14 protein-coding genes are annotated in these 20,318 nt (G+C 34.4%); 8 read left to right on the top strand and 6 right to left on the bottom strand.

Annotated features, from left to right (window positions below; translation table 11 throughout):
* The first annotated feature begins 77 nt into the window (after nucleotides 1-77).
* Complete coding sequence (locus LC814_RS07555) at nucleotides 78-959, top strand: SDR family oxidoreductase (RefSeq protein WP_226063331.1); 882 nt, start codon at nucleotides 78-80, stop codon at nucleotides 957-959.
* Nucleotides 960-1,279: 320 nt separating this feature from the next.
* Here the strand turns inward: LC814_RS07555 and LC814_RS07550 are convergent, their stop codons facing one another.
* The 6 genes from LC814_RS07550 to LC814_RS07525 form a co-directional block, all read right to left on the bottom strand.
* On the bottom strand, nucleotides 1,280-1,660 hold the full coding sequence (locus tag LC814_RS07550; RefSeq protein WP_226063330.1) for a hypothetical protein: 381 nt from the start codon (nucleotides 1,658-1,660) through the stop codon (nucleotides 1,280-1,282).
* 66 nt (nucleotides 1,661-1,726) lie between these two features.
* Nucleotides 1,727-2,164: a hypothetical protein gene (locus LC814_RS07545; protein WP_226063329.1), complete on the bottom strand. Its 438-nt coding sequence runs from the start codon at nucleotides 2,162-2,164 to the stop codon at nucleotides 1,727-1,729.
* 65 nt (nucleotides 2,165-2,229) lie between these two features.
* Complete coding sequence (locus tag LC814_RS07540) at nucleotides 2,230-2,547, bottom strand: 7(1) septoil knot domain-containing protein (protein ID WP_226063328.1); 318 nt, start codon at nucleotides 2,545-2,547, stop codon at nucleotides 2,230-2,232.
* A gap of 286 nt (nucleotides 2,548-2,833) precedes the next feature.
* The gene (locus tag LC814_RS07535) at nucleotides 2,834-4,333 is read right to left on the bottom strand and encodes a DUF2779 domain-containing protein (RefSeq protein WP_226063327.1); all 1,500 of its coding nucleotides are present in this window, start codon (nucleotides 4,331-4,333) and stop codon (nucleotides 2,834-2,836) included.
* A gap of 153 nt (nucleotides 4,334-4,486) precedes the next feature.
* A complete protein-coding gene (locus LC814_RS07530; RefSeq protein WP_226063326.1) occupies nucleotides 4,487-5,839 on the bottom strand; it encodes a hypothetical protein in 1,353 nt (450 codons plus the stop codon).
* Nucleotides 5,840-5,974: 135 nt separating this feature from the next.
* Entirely contained in the window at nucleotides 5,975-6,256 is a 282-nt protein-coding gene (locus LC814_RS07525) for a hypothetical protein (RefSeq protein ID WP_226063325.1), read from the bottom strand.
* Nucleotides 6,257-6,459: 203 nt separating this feature from the next.
* Here LC814_RS07525 and LC814_RS07520 point away from each other — a divergent pair, with 203 nt between their 5' ends.
* The 7 genes from LC814_RS07520 to LC814_RS07490 are packed head-to-tail and all read left to right on the top strand — an operon-like array spanning nucleotide 6,460 to nucleotide 20,306.
* On the top strand, nucleotides 6,460-7,056 hold the full coding sequence (locus LC814_RS07520; RefSeq protein ID WP_226063324.1) for a DUF1819 family protein: 597 nt from the start codon (nucleotides 6,460-6,462) through the stop codon (nucleotides 7,054-7,056).
* A 7-nt stretch (nucleotides 7,057-7,063) separates the two neighbouring features.
* Nucleotides 7,064-7,648, top strand: coding sequence for a DUF1788 domain-containing protein (locus LC814_RS07515; RefSeq protein ID WP_226063323.1), 585 nt, complete (start codon nucleotides 7,064-7,066; stop codon nucleotides 7,646-7,648).
* Nucleotides 7,645-11,172: a BREX system P-loop protein BrxC gene (gene brxC, locus LC814_RS07510; protein ID WP_226063322.1), complete on the top strand. Its 3,528-nt coding sequence runs from the start codon at nucleotides 7,645-7,647 to the stop codon at nucleotides 11,170-11,172. Before LC814_RS07515 ends, brxC begins: the two co-directional genes overlap by 4 nt.
* 3 nt (nucleotides 11,173-11,175) lie before the next feature.
* A complete protein-coding gene (gene pglX, locus LC814_RS07505; RefSeq protein ID WP_226063321.1) occupies nucleotides 11,176-14,802 on the top strand; it encodes a BREX-1 system adenine-specific DNA-methyltransferase PglX in 3,627 nt (1,208 codons plus the stop codon).
* The gene (gene pglZ / locus LC814_RS07500; protein WP_226063320.1) at nucleotides 14,799-17,285 is read left to right on the top strand and encodes a BREX-1 system phosphatase PglZ type A; all 2,487 of its coding nucleotides are present in this window, start codon (nucleotides 14,799-14,801) and stop codon (nucleotides 17,283-17,285) included. The genes pglX and pglZ overlap by 4 nt, the downstream gene beginning before the upstream one ends.
* An 11-nt stretch (nucleotides 17,286-17,296) precedes the next feature.
* Nucleotides 17,297-19,690, top strand: coding sequence for a BREX system Lon protease-like protein BrxL (gene brxL, locus LC814_RS07495; protein ID WP_226063319.1), 2,394 nt, complete (start codon nucleotides 17,297-17,299; stop codon nucleotides 19,688-19,690).
* Between the two features lie 16 nt (nucleotides 19,691-19,706).
* Nucleotides 19,707-20,306 carry a hypothetical protein gene (locus LC814_RS07490; protein ID WP_226063318.1) on the top strand — a complete coding sequence of 200 codons (600 nt, stop codon included), beginning with the start codon at nucleotides 19,707-19,709 and terminating at the stop codon, nucleotides 20,304-20,306.
* Nucleotides 20,307-20,318: the final 12 nt, after the last annotated feature.

Genomic DNA, 20,318 nt, shown 5'->3' with positions numbered 1-20,318 from the left:
TTTGCTTCTATCCTCAGCATAACTTTTCGTAACTTTCCTAAAGCTATTTCTCTTAAATTTACAAAAACATTAAAAATATGAATTTATATACTCAACCAATGCTTAAGGAAGATGCATTAAAAGATAAAGTAGCCATTGTCACTGGTGGCGGAAGCGGCCTCGGAAAAGCCATGACGAAATATTTTCTGCAGCTTGGTGCCAAAGTGGTCATCACTTCCCGTAATTTAGAAAAACTGCAAAATACAGCCAAAGAGCTTGAAGAAGAAACCGGTGGAAAGGTTTTATGTGTTCAATGCGACGTGAGAAATTGGGACGAAGTTGAAGCCATGAAAGATGCTGCCGTAAAAGAATTTGGGCAAATCGATATTCTTTTGAACAATGCTGCTGGAAACTTCATCTCACCGACTGAAAGATTAACACATTCTGCTTTTGATTCAATCTTGGATATTGTCTTAAAAGGCACCAAAAATTGCACACTTTCTGTTGGTAAATATTGGATTGAAAATAAAGTTCCCGGAACGGTTTTAAATATTGTCACCACTTACGCCTGGACCGGCTCCGCGTACGTTGTTCCGTCAGCTTGTGCAAAAGCTGGTGTATTGGCTATGACGAGAAGTTTAGCTGTAGAATGGGCGAAATATGGAATTAGATTCAATGCGATCGCACCTGGACCATTTCCAACCAAAGGAGCATGGGAAAGACTGTTGCCTGGAGATTTAGCCGAGAAATTCGATATGAAGAAAAAAGTTCCGTTGAGAAGAGTAGGTGAACATCAAGAGCTGGCTAATCTTGCAGCATATCTTGTTTCAGATTATTCTGCATATATGAATGGCGAAGTCGTAACCATCGATGGTGGCGAATGGTTGCAAGGTGCAGGCGAATTTAATATGCTCGAAGAAATTCCGCAGGAAATGTGGGATATGCTGGAATCTATGATTAAAGCGAAAAAATCAAATTAACAGCTCCGACAAAATTTAGCGACTCAATAGGTGATCATATTGGGTCGTTTTTTTAAATTTTGTTTTCTTAAAATACGATTAATTAAAGAACTTGTTTTCTGTAAAACACATAAAAAAAACGCTCTGAATTTTCAAAGCGTTTAGCAATAATTTGTAGACCCACAGGGAAGCAGTCTGTTCCCTGTTCATCAGTGTTTGGTGGGTCGATGGAAAATATGCTACCATCATTGCTACCATTTCAATATTTTGTAACCAATAAATTCAAGGTTTAGATCTGAATTCATGAATAAGATTTCTTTAACTTATCAACTAAAAATTCATTAGTTAGTTTTCTCAAAAACTCTTGGTCTTCTATTTTGATCAAAATGGATTGTAGTACTTAAATTACCTGTTTTAGCATCATAAATAAATATCTCTTTTAATGGATCGGGGAAGGTGTCTCTATCTTCACAGATACAATTTATTTTCACTCTGTTACCTTCCACTAAACTTTGACAGTTCCCTACGTCCCGAAATGTTTGTCCATTATAGGAAGATACCATCAACAAGGTTGCTTTTGAATTTGATAAAAATGAATATTTTTCAACTCCTAAAGTTTGGGGATCTGTGTATGAGAATGTTTTACCTGTAAGATTTAACTTTTGCTGTGCGGTTACGTTGCACAAGGATAATAATATTGTAAAATATAGTAATCTTTTCATAATTTTTTTTGAGAGGAATAACCTTCGTGATTAGAGTATAATTTAAAACTTATTTTATAAAGTGATTTACTTTTTTTTACGTACTACTTTAACAACTTTTTTAATATATGGTTTAACCGTTTTCTTTTCGGCAGGACTCACTGCTCGTTGTTGAGGTTCTTCATAAGAATATGCTCTAAAAATATGATTACTCGCTCTGTCCATTAAAAGATTTTGTCTTGAATCAACTATAAAAGAAGATGTAGCACCTGGGCTATCTAAATTTTGATATTCTACAATTGCTCGATTAGTACTTACGATTGTTACCTCGGGATTAAAAAATCTTGCACTACCCGCACTCATTCCTCCGCCCATATCATAAAATTTCAGTGCAAAATCATTCTCGTCTGAGAATGTTCTTTTTAATGCGAGATAACTTAAAACATCGGCATCCGATTGAAAATATGATTGAGAATGAATTGAAGAAAAGGAGATGCAGAATAGAAATAGTAATAATGATTTCATTTTTTGTTTTTATTAATAAATTATAAAAAAATCAGCATTCTTGATATTGATGTGATAGGAACTAATTAATACAATAATTGTTTCTTCGATGAGTTTTTCCAACCTGCTTGGCTTTCAGTACTCACGAAATAAATCTTTAAGTCCGCTCTACTCTCAGTTGTCGTGAAATATATTTTCTTTTTTGCCTCATTCTCAGTCTTAGTAAAGAACCACTTACCATCATTAGCACCCGCCTGATTTTCGGTTTTAACTTTATAAACCATTAAGTCTGCTGTGCTCGCAGTCTGAACAACGTAAACCCTTACGTTTGCCTGATTTTCAGAATTAACAGAATATACCTTTTGAGCGTTTGCTGTACTATAAGTTAATAGTACTGTTGCCATTAAAAACAATTGTTTCATATTTTGATTTTATTGATTTCCTACTCATTTGGCTTTTCAGAATTCGCCCCGTTTTTTACAGTGGGTTCTTGGCTCCACTATGTTGCTAATTTTATTGCTTAAAATCCTTCATCGAGAATACTTATAATGAAGTAGAACTTTATCAATAAACTTTTAAGCGACAAAAATGTTAATGTAAAAATAAGTCGAAGTTTAGAATAAAAATTGTACAAGATTGTACAAAGTGTCAATATTTTATAAACATTATAATCAAGGTTTAGATCTAAAGTCATGACAAAGATGCCCTTAACTTCTCAACTAAAAACTTATAAATAACCACCATACCGTACGTATCTCTTTCACAATAACTCAAAAGATTATTTCTCAATTTAGGAGTGTTGTGGTCATTATCTAATACGCTTTCAAGGAAAAGTCCACTTGCACTGCCACCATCCTGTATTTCAAGGTTTTCGTAGGTAAATTCAGGTGATATGGCGGGTAGAACTGATTTGATTGATACTGAACTTCCCATAGCGGGAGTGTATAGCCATCTGTATTTGAAAACATCCAACAGATCTACGATTCTATCTATAATACTAAATAGGTAATCAGCATCTTCGGGGAAATCTCTTGACAATTCGTTTAGTATTCTTATCTCAAAGGATTTATTATAGGTAACTATACTTCCACTTGATCTAAAATCCAACTTCATTTGATTGATCATTTTCTTTCGTGGATCAACTCCTCCATTAGTGAAGTCCTGAGCATCTGCTAAGAACTCTTTATGTTCTGCTCCTGCTTCCTCGGCTCCTGTCAGAATGTGTAAAGAGTATTGAAATGGAACTTGTTGGTAGGGTCTTGTTCCATCTAAAATAGGAATAGCGGGCATTATGGTTTCAAAATCAAAAAAGTGTAAAGGATACTCCCATTGTGAAAGAAAATTTCGGATGTTATCTTCGTCGTAATGTGATTCATTATTCTTGAGACCATTATATTGAAGCCGTTGGTTAAATGATAGTGGGTAGTCAGTTGGAATGTCTTCAATACTCAGGATTTCTTTCTCATATAAATCCCACGATTTCTTACCGATTCTCGTCAATTCGAAAACAGAATTTTCGGGAATATGTTTCCAACAATGATGTTTATAGTCACAAGAAAATGGATTTCCACAATGATTACCAACGGAAACCACAGGTTCAACTTCAACATTGATTACTTGCAACAAATTTTCAAGGTTGGAAGTTACCCAACTCTGCATTTTTATAACCGTGTTTGTGATGTCTTCCAAATGGAATAACTCATGGGTAATTTCTCCTTCCTTAATATATTGGTTATTGATATGCATTAAAAAGAATTTATCAGGTCTGTAACCTGCTTTTGTCATTACCCAATATTGAAATGCAGAGTCTTGCAAGTGATAATCTTTTACAGAAGTACTGTTCTTTACTTCTATAGCCCAAAGTTCATCAGATTCTCGGTGTAAAATATCAAGCATTACAAAACCATTTTCTGCCTCAAAGGTTGCTTCGTAAATATTTTCTTCCCCGTCTTGAATCCACTGTTTTGTGTTGCTGATAGATTGAGTGAAGTCGGTGAAGTTTTCAGGAGTAGCATCTTTGCCGTTTGGAAATGCCTTTTGTGCGAGCGATCCTATTTTATGTCCTAAATTAAAAATGCTTTGCGTGGCGTCATTAACAGGAATTTTCAGATCTCTTCGGTAAAAATCAAAGTAGATTTTTTTGCTACACTGAACACCTGAAATAAAACGTGATTTTGAAATGGTTTTCATTGTAAAAAGTATTAGTTCGTACAATTTACGGCAACATCTTTAAGTCTAAAGTATTTAAAACTTCTCAGTGAGTATATTATGTTTTTGGAACATTAACTTGCACAATAGTTATAGATAACTAAGCTAAAGATCATAAGTCACAGTGAAATCAATTTAAAACTTATGTTTCTCGAACTTGCCTATATAGTCTTCAAAGAGTTCATACTTTATTCTAAGTCTATTGGTGCTACTGTGTTTTTTCATCATTAATTGCCCCTCTATGTGCATTTTAGATTTTATTTCATCAATTTTTGATTTTAATAAATTTATTAAATCTTCATCCTCAAATTCTACCATTACATCTTCTATCTTCTCAATTTCAATGTAACTATCTTTAATGAACTTATTATACCACTCCCAATGGTCATCGTTTACCTTCTTTTTTTCAAGATATATCGGAGTGAGTCTAAGAAATTCATTTTCCGCTATCGGAAAAAAATTAACGTTCATTTTCTCAATTTCTTTAACGAAACTGCTAACATCAGTTAAGTCAGATAGAGCATTTATTTCAGAGATGAAATCTAATGCTCCGACAACTTTCTCAGTTCGAAGTTCTATTAATTCCTCTCCATTTAAATCCACCCTTTTAAAGTCGGGTAAATCATCAGTGTATTGACCGTCATGTGAGTTATCAAATTTAAAAGATTCATTCTTTAAAATGTAATGAAGACCATTAATAAGAAGATTGCATTCATTAATTATATATTTCTTTATAAACTGTGGTAAGTCGTTCTCGATTAAATTAATCAACTCACGACTCAGTTCAGTAACATGAACCCAAGATTTATAAGAAATTAGTTTTTTATTTTTATCTCCGACGTAATGGTACTTTTTTGTATAACGTGAAACTTCATAAAATTTTGCATAGCGGTAATAAATCCAATCTGAAAATCTTGTAATGTTTACATTTTTATACTTAACGGTAATATAAAAATAACTTGCTCTTCCATAACCAAAATTACTTTTTACTTCAATTGAAAAGTCATCCGATATTTTGTAGACAGGATTAGACCATCCACCTATTCTATTTGACAAAATTAAAATAGATTCATCAACTTTTAATTCTTCAAAATTCAAAAAATAATTAAATTTTTCTTTATGCTTTAATAAAAAAGTAATCACTCTTTTCTTATAATGAGAGTAATCTTCATTACCCTTCTCTGCTCGTGAAGTAATTAGAAATTTTTGAATAATATTTATATACTTATTTAAACTTATTTCAGAATTTATAAATGAATCTCCTAAATCTGAACAATAACTGTATGTTTTATTTAGGACGGGTAATAATTCGTTTTTGATTTCATCATAAAATTCCTTGTAATTATCTTTTTCGATGTTACATAACTGAGATGCTTTGTGCAAATAATTTGGCAATAGATCACGTACCTCCATTTTTTCTGTTCGGTATTCATGTCCATCCTTTATCAAAACATAAAAAATATCGTCGAATTCTTTTTCTCTTTCCATCACTACGCAAATTCAATTATTAATAACAGAGCGAAATGGCTCTACATTTTACATTGTACTTTCTGCCCTCTAACAAACTAAAGTACTAAAAAAATATCGTCATTCTGAAGAGTGTAACAAATTTTGCTACAATATTTACTTCTGCATCTGCATGATTGGTTTTGCTTTAGTGCAAACCAAATGGGTGAAGTAATAACTCACTTCGATCTTTGGGTCGGTGAAGATTTCAGATTTCCATTTTATCGTTAGTTCCCAAATGTCCCATAACCTAATTCCTAACTGATATGGATCCAAGTCATAAAATAGAACTTCGAATCGTTGTTTTTCTTTATCATCTACAAACCGTACGATAACCGATTGCGGTTTGTTACCCTGTTTCAAATCTGCGCCCTCTTTAATTCTCGCTTGTAATTTCATTGGACAAATATAGATACCATTTGTATCAATAATAAAAAATAAGTTGCTATAAATTATAACATTTTTTTTAACTTTTTTGCTATCGTTTACCTATGGCCTCTTATTAAAATTTGACGCGTTAAAAAATTGTTCAATAATGTACACCGATTCCATTGGAATTCTTTCTCTTTCCTTAGTATCTTTACACCTTCAGACCAAACTAAATGACCGATACAAATAAATATAGTTTTTCTTTCACCACCGCATCGTTAATGATTAACGGAATGGTTTTAATCGCTCAAGCAATAAAAGATAACACCGACTTTAATTACGTAGAAATACTTGGAAATGGCAAGTCTGCAACAGGTAAAAAGTATTACGCTGAACTGATTAAAAGATTGAGAAATCTTACTTCCGATGAAGTTGATCTCTTGATTGATGGTGACTTACCAACTCAAAAACAAATTTGTTTTCTTGCCATTTGTAAAACGTATGGATTCATTAAAGATTTCACGATTGAAGTTCTTCGAAACAAATTTTTGGTATTTGATTATCAAATTACAGATGGAGATTATCTTAGTTTTTTCAGGGGAAAAGTGCAAGAGCACGAAGAATTGGAAAGTTTGACTCAACAGACGGAGAATAAAATAAAAATGGTTATTTTTAAAATCTACGAACAGGCAGGAATTATCGATAACGTCAAAGCAAAAACCATTCAACCACAATTCGTAGATTCAAAGATATTAGAAACCATAACAAAAGACAACCCCAATTGGTTGAAGATTTTTTTGATTTCTGATATTGATATTAAAAGAGTATAATTTAAAAATGGAAGATATTAAAAAGAAATTTACACATTTATACAACATCATTTCATCACCGAACTTTCTAAAGAAAGAGTCATTGGGTGGTGAAATTCCTTTTTTTATAAGTGCTTACGATCCTGCAATGGAGACCGAAGTAAGTGACTCAATAAAGGGTCTAAAAAATAAATTGGAGAACTCGGGAGTAAGTGTTTTAGAATTGAATCTCTACGACATTGTATGTGATATTTTGGAGTCCAAAGGTGGTGTAGAAAGAATGTTTGAAATTGAGAAGGTGAAAAAGAAGGATAAGTTTCTGAATGCGTTACAATCCACCTTGAACATCCATCAGGTGCTGACTCCCAAAATTAAAGAAATCATTGACCAAAATCCATCGAGTGTTTATTTTTTGACGGGCATTGGGTTGGTGTTTCCTTACATCAGATCTCACACGATTTTAAACAATTTACAGAATATCGCCAAAGATTCACCAACCGTTATTTTCTTCCCTGGGGATTATAATGGAACATCACTGAATCTTTTCGGTGCCATGAAAGACGACAATTATTACCGAGCATTTAACATTGACTTAATCAACGCAAAACCATGATCATTAAAAACTTTTTCGAGAAAGACATCAACCGTAATATTGAAACGGTAATCAAGGCAGATGACAGAGATCACATTTCAACAGAGGTTGCGGAATACGTAATTACCAAAGAAATTGCAAAAAAGATCGGTGAACTGTTCAGTAATTATAAAAGTTATAGTGGTTCAAACGGAGTGTGGATTTCAGGTTTCTTCGGAAGTGGTAAATCTCACTTATTGAAGATCCTTTCTTATGTTTTAGAAAATAAGGAAGTTGATGGATATAAATGTGGTGAACTATTCGCAGAGAAAATAGAAGATGATGTTTTGCTTAAAGGTGACATTGTATCCTCAACTCGTATTCCATCAGAATCAATTCTTTTTAACATTGATCAACAAGCACAGATCACCACCAAAGATGATCCTTCCGCTATTTTAAAAGTATTTTATAAGGTGTTTTATGACCACGTTGGGTATTACGGTTTCCAACCTCACGTGGCAGAATTTGAGATGTGGTTAGATAAGCAAGGAAAGTATGATGAGTTCAGATCTAAATTCGAAGAAAATCTTGGAAGTGATTGGAACACAGCAAGAATCGATTACTTTGACCCAAGGATAACCAAATCTATATCAGAAGTATTAGGCGGAATTTTTGACACCAATCCGTCCGATTACGATGATATCTTGGATGTCTTAGAAAGTAAACAGAAACAATCCATCGAAGACTTCGCTCAAAAAGTAAATGAATACGTTAAAACTAAAGCATCAGGTTTTAGATTAAATTTCTTCGTTGATGAAGTAGGTCAGTTCATTTCAGAGAATACCAAATTGATGTTGAATCTTCAAACCATTGCGGAATCTCTTACGACGGTGACACACGGTCATTCATGGATTTTGGTGACCTCTCAGGAGGATATGGAGAAGATTGTAGGTGATATGAATAGAAGTCAACAGAATGACTTCTCCCGTATTCAGGCTCGTTTTAGAATCAAAGTACCGTTAACTTCTGCAAACGTGGATGAAGTTATTGAGAAAAGGTTATTAAAAAAGAAACCCGAAGCACATCAACATCTTGCGAACACCTTCAAAAAAGAAAGTGCGCATTTAGACACTTTATTGAGTTTCTCAGATTCAGGAGTACAGTTCAAAGGATTTAAAGGGGAAACCGATTTCGCCAATAAATTACCCTTCATACCGTATCAGTTTGATCTGTTCCAACAATGTAGGATTGCTTTAGCAATGCATAATGCATTTCAGGGAAAACATGCTTCAGTCGGGGAAAGAAGTATGTTGGGCGTTTTTCAACAAGTGATTCAGAATATTGAAGAGAAAGGGGAAAATACTTTGGTGAGTTTTGATTTGATGTTTGATGGTTTACGAAACGAACTGAAAGGGCAAATCCAAAATACCATTCAATTGGCTGAAAGAAATATTGATAACGACTTTGCCATTAAAGTTCTGAAAACCTTATTCCTTGTAAAGTATTACGGCAATTTTAAAACAACCAAAAGAAATATTTCAGTATTAATGATCAATAAAATTGATATAGATCTTAAAAATCATGAAAAAGATATCGATGAAGCCCTAAACCTTTTAGAGAATCAAAGCTACGTTCAGAGAAACGGTGATGTGTATGAGTTCCTAACCGATGAAGAAAAAGACATTGAACAGGAAATTAAAAACACCGATGTCGAAGAACAGAAAGTAACCCAACTATTAAAGGAAATTTTCTTTGATGAAATAATTCGAGACAGTAAAATCAAATACTTTGATACTAAACAAGATTATGAGTTCACAAGTAAGATCGACGGCATTTTGCTCGGCAGAGAAAAGGAACTTGCCATAGAAATAATTACAGAAAATTATTCTGATTATACGAAAACAGTCCTGATCCAAGGACAAACGATGGGAAGCACGGGGATGAAAATTGTTCTGCCGTCCAACGTAACTTTTATGAAGGATTTGAAAATGTATTTGCGGACAGATACGTACAGCAAACAAAATCAATCCACTTCCAACAAAGTAGAAGTAAAGAGAATTCTTCAGGAGAAAGCAATCCAAAATGTGGACAGAAGAAGAAACTTAGTTCTCCTCGGTAACAAACTCCTTTCAGATTCTTCGGTTTACATGAACGGGGAAAAAATCCAAACAGGAAATGTAGCCGACGGCAAAACAATGGTGGTGAATTCTTTCCAAAATTTGGTTAAAACGGTCTATACCAATTTAAGAATGTTGGGGAATGTTCAATACTCTGAGGATACTTTTAAGTCAGTTATTTTTGGTGGAAAAGACAGTTTGTTTACCACCGATGATAACACCATGACCGAAGGTGAGTCTGAAATATTAAATATTATCAACAGAAGAAAAGGACAGTCAGATCGTACTTCTTTGAATGATTTAAAAAACCATTTCGCTAAAAAACCATACGGATGGTATCAGAATGCAGTTTGGACTTTGGTTGCCCAACTCTACAAAAGAGGGAAAGTTGAATTAAAAAAAGATTCTAATCAACTTGAAGATAATGAAGTGGTTCAGGCGTTACTGAATTCAGCATCGTACGCCAATGTGATGTTAGAACCTCAAGCAGTGATCGATCCCAAATTGGTTATCAAACTAAAACAAACCTACTCCGAAGCGTTTGATGAAAACCCTTCCAAGATTGAGGCCAAGGAAGTTGCCAATGAATTTAAAGAGAAATTGGGTGAAATGTATAACGATGTTTCCAATTTGGTGGTGCGAAAAACTGAACTTCCATTTGTTGAGGTGCTATCTGATTTCAGAGATCAATTATATAAATTAAAAAATAATGAATACAGTTATTATTTAACCAATCTTAAGGATTTTGAAGACGAACTGTTGGATACCAAAGAAAATATCTTAGATCCAATCAAGAAGTTTATCAATGGTGATCAACTGAAGATCTATGAGAAAATTACAAACTTCCTTAAAAGTGATTTATCCAACGTGGAATATGTGGAGGGAAATGAGTTTGCGGAAATAAAAGGTGTTATGGAAGACCGAGCACCTTACAAAGGGAATACGGTAAGAGAAGCAAAAGTTTTACACGAGAACATCACCACAAAGTTACAGGATAAGATTAATGAAGAGCGTAATAAAGCCATTCAAAAAACGGAAGAGGTTATAACCATTATAAAATCAAAAGAGGAATTCAGCCGTCTTTCAGATTCAGATCAGAACGCAATTATTTCTCCTTTTGAAGATGAAATTAACAAATTGAAAGGACAGCGGTATATTGGAAATATGAGAAATACGGTTGTTTACGTATCAGATGAACTGTACACCAAGCAGTTAAACGAAATGATTCGCCTTGCAACGCCGGAGCCTACTCCTGATCCTGACGGCACGGATGACGATGATCAACCTAAACCTGTCATCAAACACATTCAATACATAAGAGGATCTTCCATCAAACCTACCTTTAATAAAACGGAACTGAAAACGGAAGATGATGTAAACGAATACGTAGAAGCCATTAGAAAAGCGTTTGCGGACAAAATCAAAGAAAACAAACGAATTTCCCTGTAAGGCATGAATACTAATATTTTAAAAAAGTTCGCTCAACAAACCCGACTCAAACTCATGGAACAAATCAGTTCCAAGTTGGAGTATGTTCTGAATACAGATTCCCCTGAACTTCGGGAAAAGAGTGAACAGGTCAGTAAATTAAAAGAAATCCTGTCTAAATCCACCAAACAGGAAATCGTGGATCGGGTGTCATACACTTGGTTCAACAGGTTGATGGCGTTGCGTTTTATGGATGTGAACGATTACCAACCGATCGGAACGAAAGTCGTAACTCCCAATGATGGTTATACTTTACCTGAGATTTTGGACGAAGCAAAAAGAGGTCATATTTCTGATGATCTGAAATTAGACCGTCAAAAGATTTTTGATATTTTAGATGGGAAAATCCCAAGTAATGATTCTCAGAATGAAGCATACCGAAATCTTTTAATCGCTTCCTGTAATCATTTAAGTTCCGTATTTCCTTTCCTTTTTGAACGGATTAACGATTACACCGAACTCCTTCTTCCTGATGATTTAACGTCTGAATTATCCGTTATTCAGGATTTTAGGGATGGAATGTCTGCCGAAGATTGTGCGGAAGTTGAAATCATTGGTTGGTTGTATCAGTTTTATATTTCTGAAAGGAAAGATGAAGTTTTCGCTTCAAAGAGTGCCGTTGAGAAAGAAGATATTCCTGCCGCAACACAGTTGTTTACTCCACGATGGATCGTAGAATATATGGTACAAAATACGGTTGGGAAATTGTGGTTACAGAACAAGCCCAATTCCAAACTGCGGGAACACATGCCGTATTTTATTGAGTCACCGTCTGTAACTTCTGAGGATTATTTAAATTTAAATTCCATAGAAGAATTGACCTTATTGGATCAGGCGTGTGGAAGTGGACATATTTTAGTGTACGGTTTTGATTTGCTTTATAAAATCTATGAAGAGGAAGGTTACAACCCAACCGAAATCCCTGAACTGATTATTACCAAAAATTTACACGGTTTTGAAATCGATGAACGTGCTTCCCAATTAGCGGGAATGGCACTCATGATGAAAGCAAGAAGTTACCACCGTAGATTTTTCAAGAAAGAAGTTGAACCAAATATTCTTCAATATCAGGATGTTTCTTTTACCAAAGAGGAACTGATGAGTGTTTTGGTTTTAACTTATTTAGATAAATCATCTAAATTTCAGTATGATCTTGAAGTAATGGAACAGGCAACCAATTACGGTTCTTTAATGATAGCAAAATCTTCTGAGGAGTTTCTCGAAAATGCTTTATTACAAATAGAAAAAGTTTATCCTAAAGCCGATGTCTTTCAGGCAGAACTTTTGGAAAGATTGAAATTGGCAGTTAATCAACTTTTACCATTAAGTAAAAAATACCATTGTATTGTTGATAACCCTCCTTACATGGGTGGTGGAAACATGAACAAAGTTTTGGGTGAATTTGTAAAGAAAAATTATCCTGATAGTAAAGCGGATTTAATGACTTGTTTTATGGAAGCGGGATTAAATATGCTTTTACCTAAAGGTATTTTAGGCATGATTAACCTTCCATCTTGGCTTTTTTTATCATCTTTTGAAAAATTGAGAGTAAAAATAATTAAAGAAAAATATATTGATTCTTTACTTCATATGGGTCGTGGAATATTTGGAATAGATTGGGGTTCAACTGCATTTATTATTCAAAATCAAATATTATTTAGAGATTCAAATTATTTTAAACTACATAAAAGAAATTTTCAACATCTATATCCTGAAGATATAAGAGATATTTTTCTTAAAGTAAAACAAGACAATACAATAAAAATAAATTTTGATAAATATCGTGAAGGTGACGTAATTTCGTCTGTGGTAGAACTTGTGGATGAAAAAGGATTACAAATTTCTTATACCGCCAATCAAAACGACTTTAAAAAAATTCCTGGGAGTCCAATTGGATATTGGTTGAATCAAAACTTTATTGATAAACTTCATTCATCTGACAAATTAAAAGAAATAGCCAATCCAAGGAAAGGCCTTGTTACTTTGGATGATACAAGATTTATAAAATTGTGGTTTGAGATGTCACGGGAGCGAACAAATTTTGAGGGTAATTCTAAAGACATTTCATTAACCGAAAACAAAAAGTGGAATATCATCAATAAAGGTGGAGGTAAATGCAAATGGTACGGTATGAATCACTTTGTAATTAATTGGTCTAATAATGGTGATGAACTCAAAAGATATATAGTAAAAAAGTATAAAGGGGGAAGTTATACTAAGGAGATAAGAAGTGAAAATTTATATTTCAAAAAAGGAATAACGTGGGGAGGAATAACTTCAGGCATTCCAACTTTTAGGTATTTTGGTGAAGGTGTAATATTCTCTTCCTCGGGACCGTCGGCATTTCCGAAAGAAAGCGACCTAAACTATATATTAGGCTTCTTAAATTCAAAGATAAGTGCAAAAATTTTAGAAGTGTTTTCGCCTACATTATCAGTGCTAAGTGGCGATATTGCTAAATTACCTATTATATTTTCGAACCAAGTTGATATTGATAGTAAAGTTTTATCATTGATTTCTATCTCAAAACAAGAATGGAATTCCCACGAAACTTCCTGGGACTTCCAACAAAATGAATTCATTCGTTTAAAATCTCAAGAATTAGAAGAAACCTACGATCTCTACCAATTGTATTGGAAAAACAAATTCACACAGTTACATAAAAATGAGGAAGAACTTAACCGTCAGTTTATAGAGATTTATGGTTTACAAGATGAGTTGACACCTGAGGTTACCTTCGAAGATATCACCATTCTAAAAGAAGAGACCAAAATAGTAGATGGTGAGTTGGTATTTCAAGCCAAAGAGATAATGGCACAGTTCATTTCTTATGCGGTGGGTTGCATGTTTGGTCGGTATTCTTTAGATCAAGAAGGGTTAATTCTCGCCAATCAGGGAGAAACTTTAGAAGACTATATAGAGAAAGTTGGTAAAGAAAAAGGTCATTTAACCTTTGTTCCTGATGCAGATAATATTATCCCTGTCTTAGATGATGAATGGTTTGAGGATGATATCGTCAACCGTTTCTATGCATTTTTAAAAGCAAGTTTCGGGGTGCAATATTTCGATAAAAATCTTGCCTTTTTAGAAGAGTCTTTGGGCAAAGATATTCGTAAATATTTTATCAAAGATTTCTATGAAGACCACATCAAACGATACAAGAAAAGACCCATCTATTGGATGTTCTCTTCCCCAAAAGGATCGTTCAACGTTTTGATCTACATGCACCGATACACCCAGGATTCATTAAATAAAATATTGAACGGCTATTTGGTTCAGTACCGAGAAAAACTCAATACCAAAATTGAAAACTTAGATCACATCATCGTAACAGGATCTTCCGCCGAGCAAACCAAAGCACAGAAAGAAAAAGACCGCCTGAAATTGGTCATCATGGAATTGGTAGATTACGAAAGAGAAATATTACGTCCCCTTGCTATCGAAAGAATTAGCATTGATTTAGATGATGGTGTATTGGTAAACTACAATAAGTTTGGTAAAGCAATCAAAGATGTTGCAGGTTTAAATGATGCCAAGACCAAGAAAAAGGTGAGAGAATTTGATTGGATTAGTACAGCAGAAATACGATGAACAAGATAGAAGAGGCACTCCATAAACTTTTCGGGAAACACCGACTTATTTTTTGGTACGATGAGAACCAAGAACTCATGGATCAGTACAACGAACTGTCACTTGAAAACGTGAAAAAAATTCACGTGCAGGGAAATGAGTTTGAAGTAAAACACATCGTGGTTAAGCAGTTTCCAACGGATCAGTTCTTATTATACTTCAATGATAAAAAACCATTGAATGAAGAGAATTGGTTATTGGATTTAGAGTTAGCAAACTACATTTTCCAAACTGATCAGGAAGCCATGTTCTTACAGGAAATGGGATTGAGTTATCATCTCAAAGAATTGGTGGGTGAACATCTTGAGTTCTTCAAAGCAAAAGACAGACGAAATAAATTAAAAGAATACATAGATAAAGATGATGATTTCTTGACCATTCGATATAAAATGTTAGCAGTGGTTTTCGGGACAGAAAACATTAGTCTTCCAACCTTTGTTCACACTTTCGGTTCAGCATATATTGATAACAGTGATCGATATGAAAAGGAACTTGAACGTTACAATCTAACAGAATTCTTTTGGAAAGAGATTGAAAGAAAGTACAAGTATTTCAATGAAACCCCAACGATCTATGATTTTCTTTTGGAGGTATTCTCCAACAATTTTTCTTTGGGGAAGAAAACTGAACTCTCCAAAGAATCCCGACTCTTACTTTCTCTATGGAAAGATACTTTTCAGTACAGAGAATATTTTGGTAAGATTTCCGATAAGATTTCCACCGATACCGATGTTGAAGCAAAACTAAATTCAGCGGTGATCGAAGATATTCTGAGTGATGACACCTATAAATTGATTGACCTGAAGATTATTCATGAGTTGGTGCATCTGATTTCTGAAGAAGATATTTCTGTGGAAAGAGTTGGACAGATGGTGAAGGAAAGAGAAAATAAGTTTTGGTTTCAGGAGTATGAAAATTTCTATCTGTGTTTGCTTTATGCTTCCCAACTCATCTCATTAATCCGTAAATACGGTAATACGAAATACGAAAGTTTCAACGAAGGAGTGACTAATTACTCCGATGTTTTGTATGAGATCGATCAAACGTACAGGAAGTTTGTTTGGAGTTACAGAAAAACGAATCAGAATAAAATACTATCTGAATTATCGGAGAAGATTGACAAAGTATATTCCAACGATTGGTTGATGGTTTATGGAAATAATTGGCAGAAAGTAATCGATAAAACGACCAAGTGGGAACCACAAAATAGTCAGTCGGACTTTTACAATACCTACATAAAATCATCATTTGAAAAGCAACGCAGATTATTCGTCATTATCTCTGATGCCTTTAGATACGAATGTGGTGTAGAATTTACCAAAAGATTACAGGCGGAAAATAGATTTGAAGCCACTATATCAACAATGGTTTCAAGTTTACCGTCTTATACCAAACTTGGCATGGCTTCGTTACTGCCACATAATAATTTAACCATTAAGGAAGGATCAGATTTTGTGTTGGCGGACGGAATGTCAACGGAAGGTGTGCAAGGCAGAACAAAAGTTCTGCAGACTAACGCAGGCTCTCGTACAACTGCAATTGGAGCTGAAGATTTTATGAGTATGAATTCTGCAAAAGAAGGAAGGGAATTTGTAAAGCAGTACGATCTTATCTATATTTATCACAATCGCATTGACAATACGGGGGACGATAAAGTTACGGAAAGAAAGGGGTTTGATGCGGTGGAGGAAGAAATTGCGTTTCTCATGAAAATGACGAGGAAAGTTAATGCCATGAATGGAAAAAATATGATTATTACTTCCGATCATGGATTTATCTATCAAGATAATAAAATTGATGAAAGTGATTATAGTAGATCAGATCATTCAGGTGAACTATGGAGCATAAACAGGAGATTTATCATCGGGAAGAATTTGATTAATGACAATGCAACCAAGAAATTTAATGGTGAAGATTTAGGTTTACAATCAGGAATTGATGTGTTAATTCCTAAGTCTATTAATAGATTAAGAGTAAAGGGTTCAGGATCGAGATTTATACATGGAGGTTCTACTTTGCAGGAAATCGTAATTCCTGTAATTAAAGTTTCGGTTAAAGATGTTTCTACGACAAGTAACGTCGAAATTGATATCATAAAATCAACTGATAAGATCACGACTAATATTTTGGCAGTTTCTTTTATGCAAAAAGAATTGGTCACTGAACAGATGTTACCGAGATTTATCCGTGCGGTAATTGTGGCAGATGATGGTGAAGAATTAAGTGATCAGTTTAAATTTAAATTCGATATCGAAGAAGGTAGCGAACGACAAAAAGAGGTAAAATACCGTTTCCAACTGTCATCTAAGGCAAGTGGAAAATATAAGAACCAAACAGTTCGGTTGGTTTTAGAAGAACCTGTGGAGAATTCTACCAAGTGGAAAGAATATAAAGAGTTTTATTACACTTTAAACATTTCATTTACCAACGACTTCGATGATTAAAAGATAAAACTATGAACGCACTTGATATAAAACTTAACCAATATTTCCCTGGGAAGGTTGTAAGAAAAGACCTTACGAAATTGGTAAAAGGAAACGCCATTGTACCCATGTATGTGTTGGAATATCTACTTGGTCAATATTGTGCAACCGATGATCCCGAGACCATCGTACAGGGAGTAGAAACGGTGAAATCTGTAATCTCTAAACACTTTGTACACCGAGATGAAGCACAAATTATTAAATCGATGGTTCGTGAAAAAGGATCTCATCGAATTATTGATAAAGTTTCGGTTAAACTGAACGATAAGAAAGATCAGTATGAGGCGTCGTTTGCGAACTTGGGACTAAATGCAGTTCCGATTTCCGCAGAAGTGGTTACTGATTTTCAGAAACTTCTTACTCATGGAGTTTGGTGTATTCTAACTTTGGCTTATGTCTCAACTGATGAGAAAGGTTCCACTCCTTGGATCATTGAGTCTTTGAAACCAATTCAGATTTCGAACATAAACATAGCGGAGTTCAAGGAAGCAAGATCAAATTTCACCAAAGAAGAATGGGTTGATATCCTTTTGCAAACGATGGGTTTAAATCCTGATGAATTTACGTACAGATCTAAACTATTACAGTTAAGTCGTCTTGTTCCGTTTGTAGAAAACAATTATAACCTTATAGAACTCGGTCCGAAAGGAACAGGTAAATCTCATATTTTCTCAGAACTTTCTCCCCATGGAATTTTGATCTCAGGAGGTGAAGTTACCAAAGCAAAACTATTCGTAAATAACAGTTCAGGAGAAATTGGTTTGGTTGGTTATTGGGATGTGGTGGCTTATGATGAATTTGCAGGAAAATCTAAAAATGTTGACCGTGGTATGGTCGACATCATGAAGAATTACATGGCAAACAAGAGTTTCTCCCGTGGAACTCAAGTTTATGGTGCTTCTGCTTCAATGGTTTTTGTTGGCAATACAGATCACAGTGTTTCCTATATGTTAAAACATTCCAACCTGTTTGATGCACTTCCAAAAGATTATTATGACACCGCATTTTTGGACAGAATCCACGCCTATCTCCCAGGATGGGAAGTTCAGAAATTAAGAAATGATATGTTTACTTCCAACTATGGATTTATCGTAGATTATCTTGCAGAGATTCTGAAAGAGTTACGTAAAGAAGATTGGAACAACGAGTACAGTAAATATTTTGAACTATCAAATACCATTACCACAAGAGATAAAGATGGTGTTACCAAAACATTAGGTGGTTTACTGAAAGTAATATATCCACATGGAATTTACACTGAAGAGGAAGTTCGTGAACTTTTAGAGTTCGCGATAGAATGCAGAAAAAGGGTAAAACTCCAACTTCAAGTGATGGATGAAACCTTTGAGGAAGTTGATTTTAGTTATACGGTTAAAGGATCAGGGAAAGTTGTTACCGTTGAGACGTTAGAAGTGTTGGAGCATCTTACAACCGCTCCGTCAGCAGAAATATTCAATGATACAGAATCGATAAGTGATTTCAATTCTGAAATCCAACTTAAAGTAGAATTAGTTGAAGGACAGAAAATTCTTCGAGATAATCAAACAGGGATTTCCTTCAACAATTTATTCGGGAATTATTTAGTTGGTGCTACGGATATCCAAATCATAGATCCTTACGTAAGGCTTCCTTACCAACTGAGAAATTTGATGGAACTACTCAAACTTATTTCTGAGAAAAAAACTCAGGATGAAGAAGTGAAAGTTCATCTTATAACGATAAACAACGAAGATTTTGTTCAGGATTCAAAAGATGCTTTCGAACAGATGACCATGTCTTTAGAATCAGTTGGGATCTTATTTACTTATGAATTCGACAACTTTATTCATGACCGTTCCATCGAGTTAAATAACGGTTGGAAGATCGTATTAGGACGAGGTCTCGACATTTGGCAGAAAACAGGTGGTTGGTATGATATCAATGAATACGTTCAGGAAAAAAGACTCTGTAAGGCTTGTGAAGTTACATTTGTAAAAAAAAAAGTTAGCACCCCAAGAGTAAAAGATAATATAGGAAAAATGAAAAGTACTGCTCCCAAAGAAAAGAGTGGTAAACAATTGTATTTGGTTTTAGCCAAACAATGGTTTAATGAAATTCTCGAGGGAACGAAAACTGAAGAGTATCGTGCTTTTACTGATCATAACATCAGTCGTCTTGCAATATGTGACGATGGAGAGTTTATTGACTGTAAACAATATGAGACGGTTAAATTCCAACTTGGTTACACCAAAGATGCACCGCAAATGATTGTGGAAGTAAAAGAAGTTTATATCGAAATGCAGGATGAGGACTGTGACCAATTAACAACGGATAACTGTCACTTTGTAATTGTTCTCGGGGATATTTTGGAGAAGAAAAATTGCTAATAGATGCACACTACTTATGCGTATAGATCTTGATGATTACAAAACAAAAAATTACACCTGTAAAAAGTGTGAATGGGAAGGAAAAGGTTCTGATCTTGGGTTAGGTGAAATCTACATGGATTCTGCAATCGTAGAATTGGATTGTCCGAAATGTTTTGAAGTAATGGGTAGCAGTCAGGGCGCAATTACGGACAGTAAAGTTCTCCTAAACTATCAACTATCTAAACTAAGAGATCAACAAAAGGTTTTTGAATTGGGTGCTGAAGGTGGTTCGATTGCAATCTATTCAGTTCATAATAACGAAACTTATACCTCATGGTATTATTTTGAGATAAATGACATGGGTTTTGAAGAGGAAGATATCCCACCGACCCAAAGAAAATCTGAATACTCTTATACCTTTTGGGAGGCACTGATAAGATTGAGAGAAGACAAACCAAACTTCTTTAGATTATATCCTTTATTAATTGATGAAGACTTCCAACAAGATGTTATTTCAGTATTACGATTAATGAAAGATAACTCAGGTTTTAAATTAGATTATAGATCTTGGAGTGATGTTCTTAAAATATCTGAGGTCGAGTTGAAGCAGTTTGTTGAAACAGACTGTAACTAAAAGGGACAAACT

It is taken from the genome of Kaistella polysaccharea (assembly GCF_020410745.1).
GTDB classification, from domain to species: Bacteria; Bacteroidota; Bacteroidia; order Flavobacteriales; family Weeksellaceae; genus Kaistella; species Kaistella polysaccharea.
Note: the sequence above shows the minus strand (reverse complement) of the source record. Positions and strands in the feature narration are given on the sequence as shown.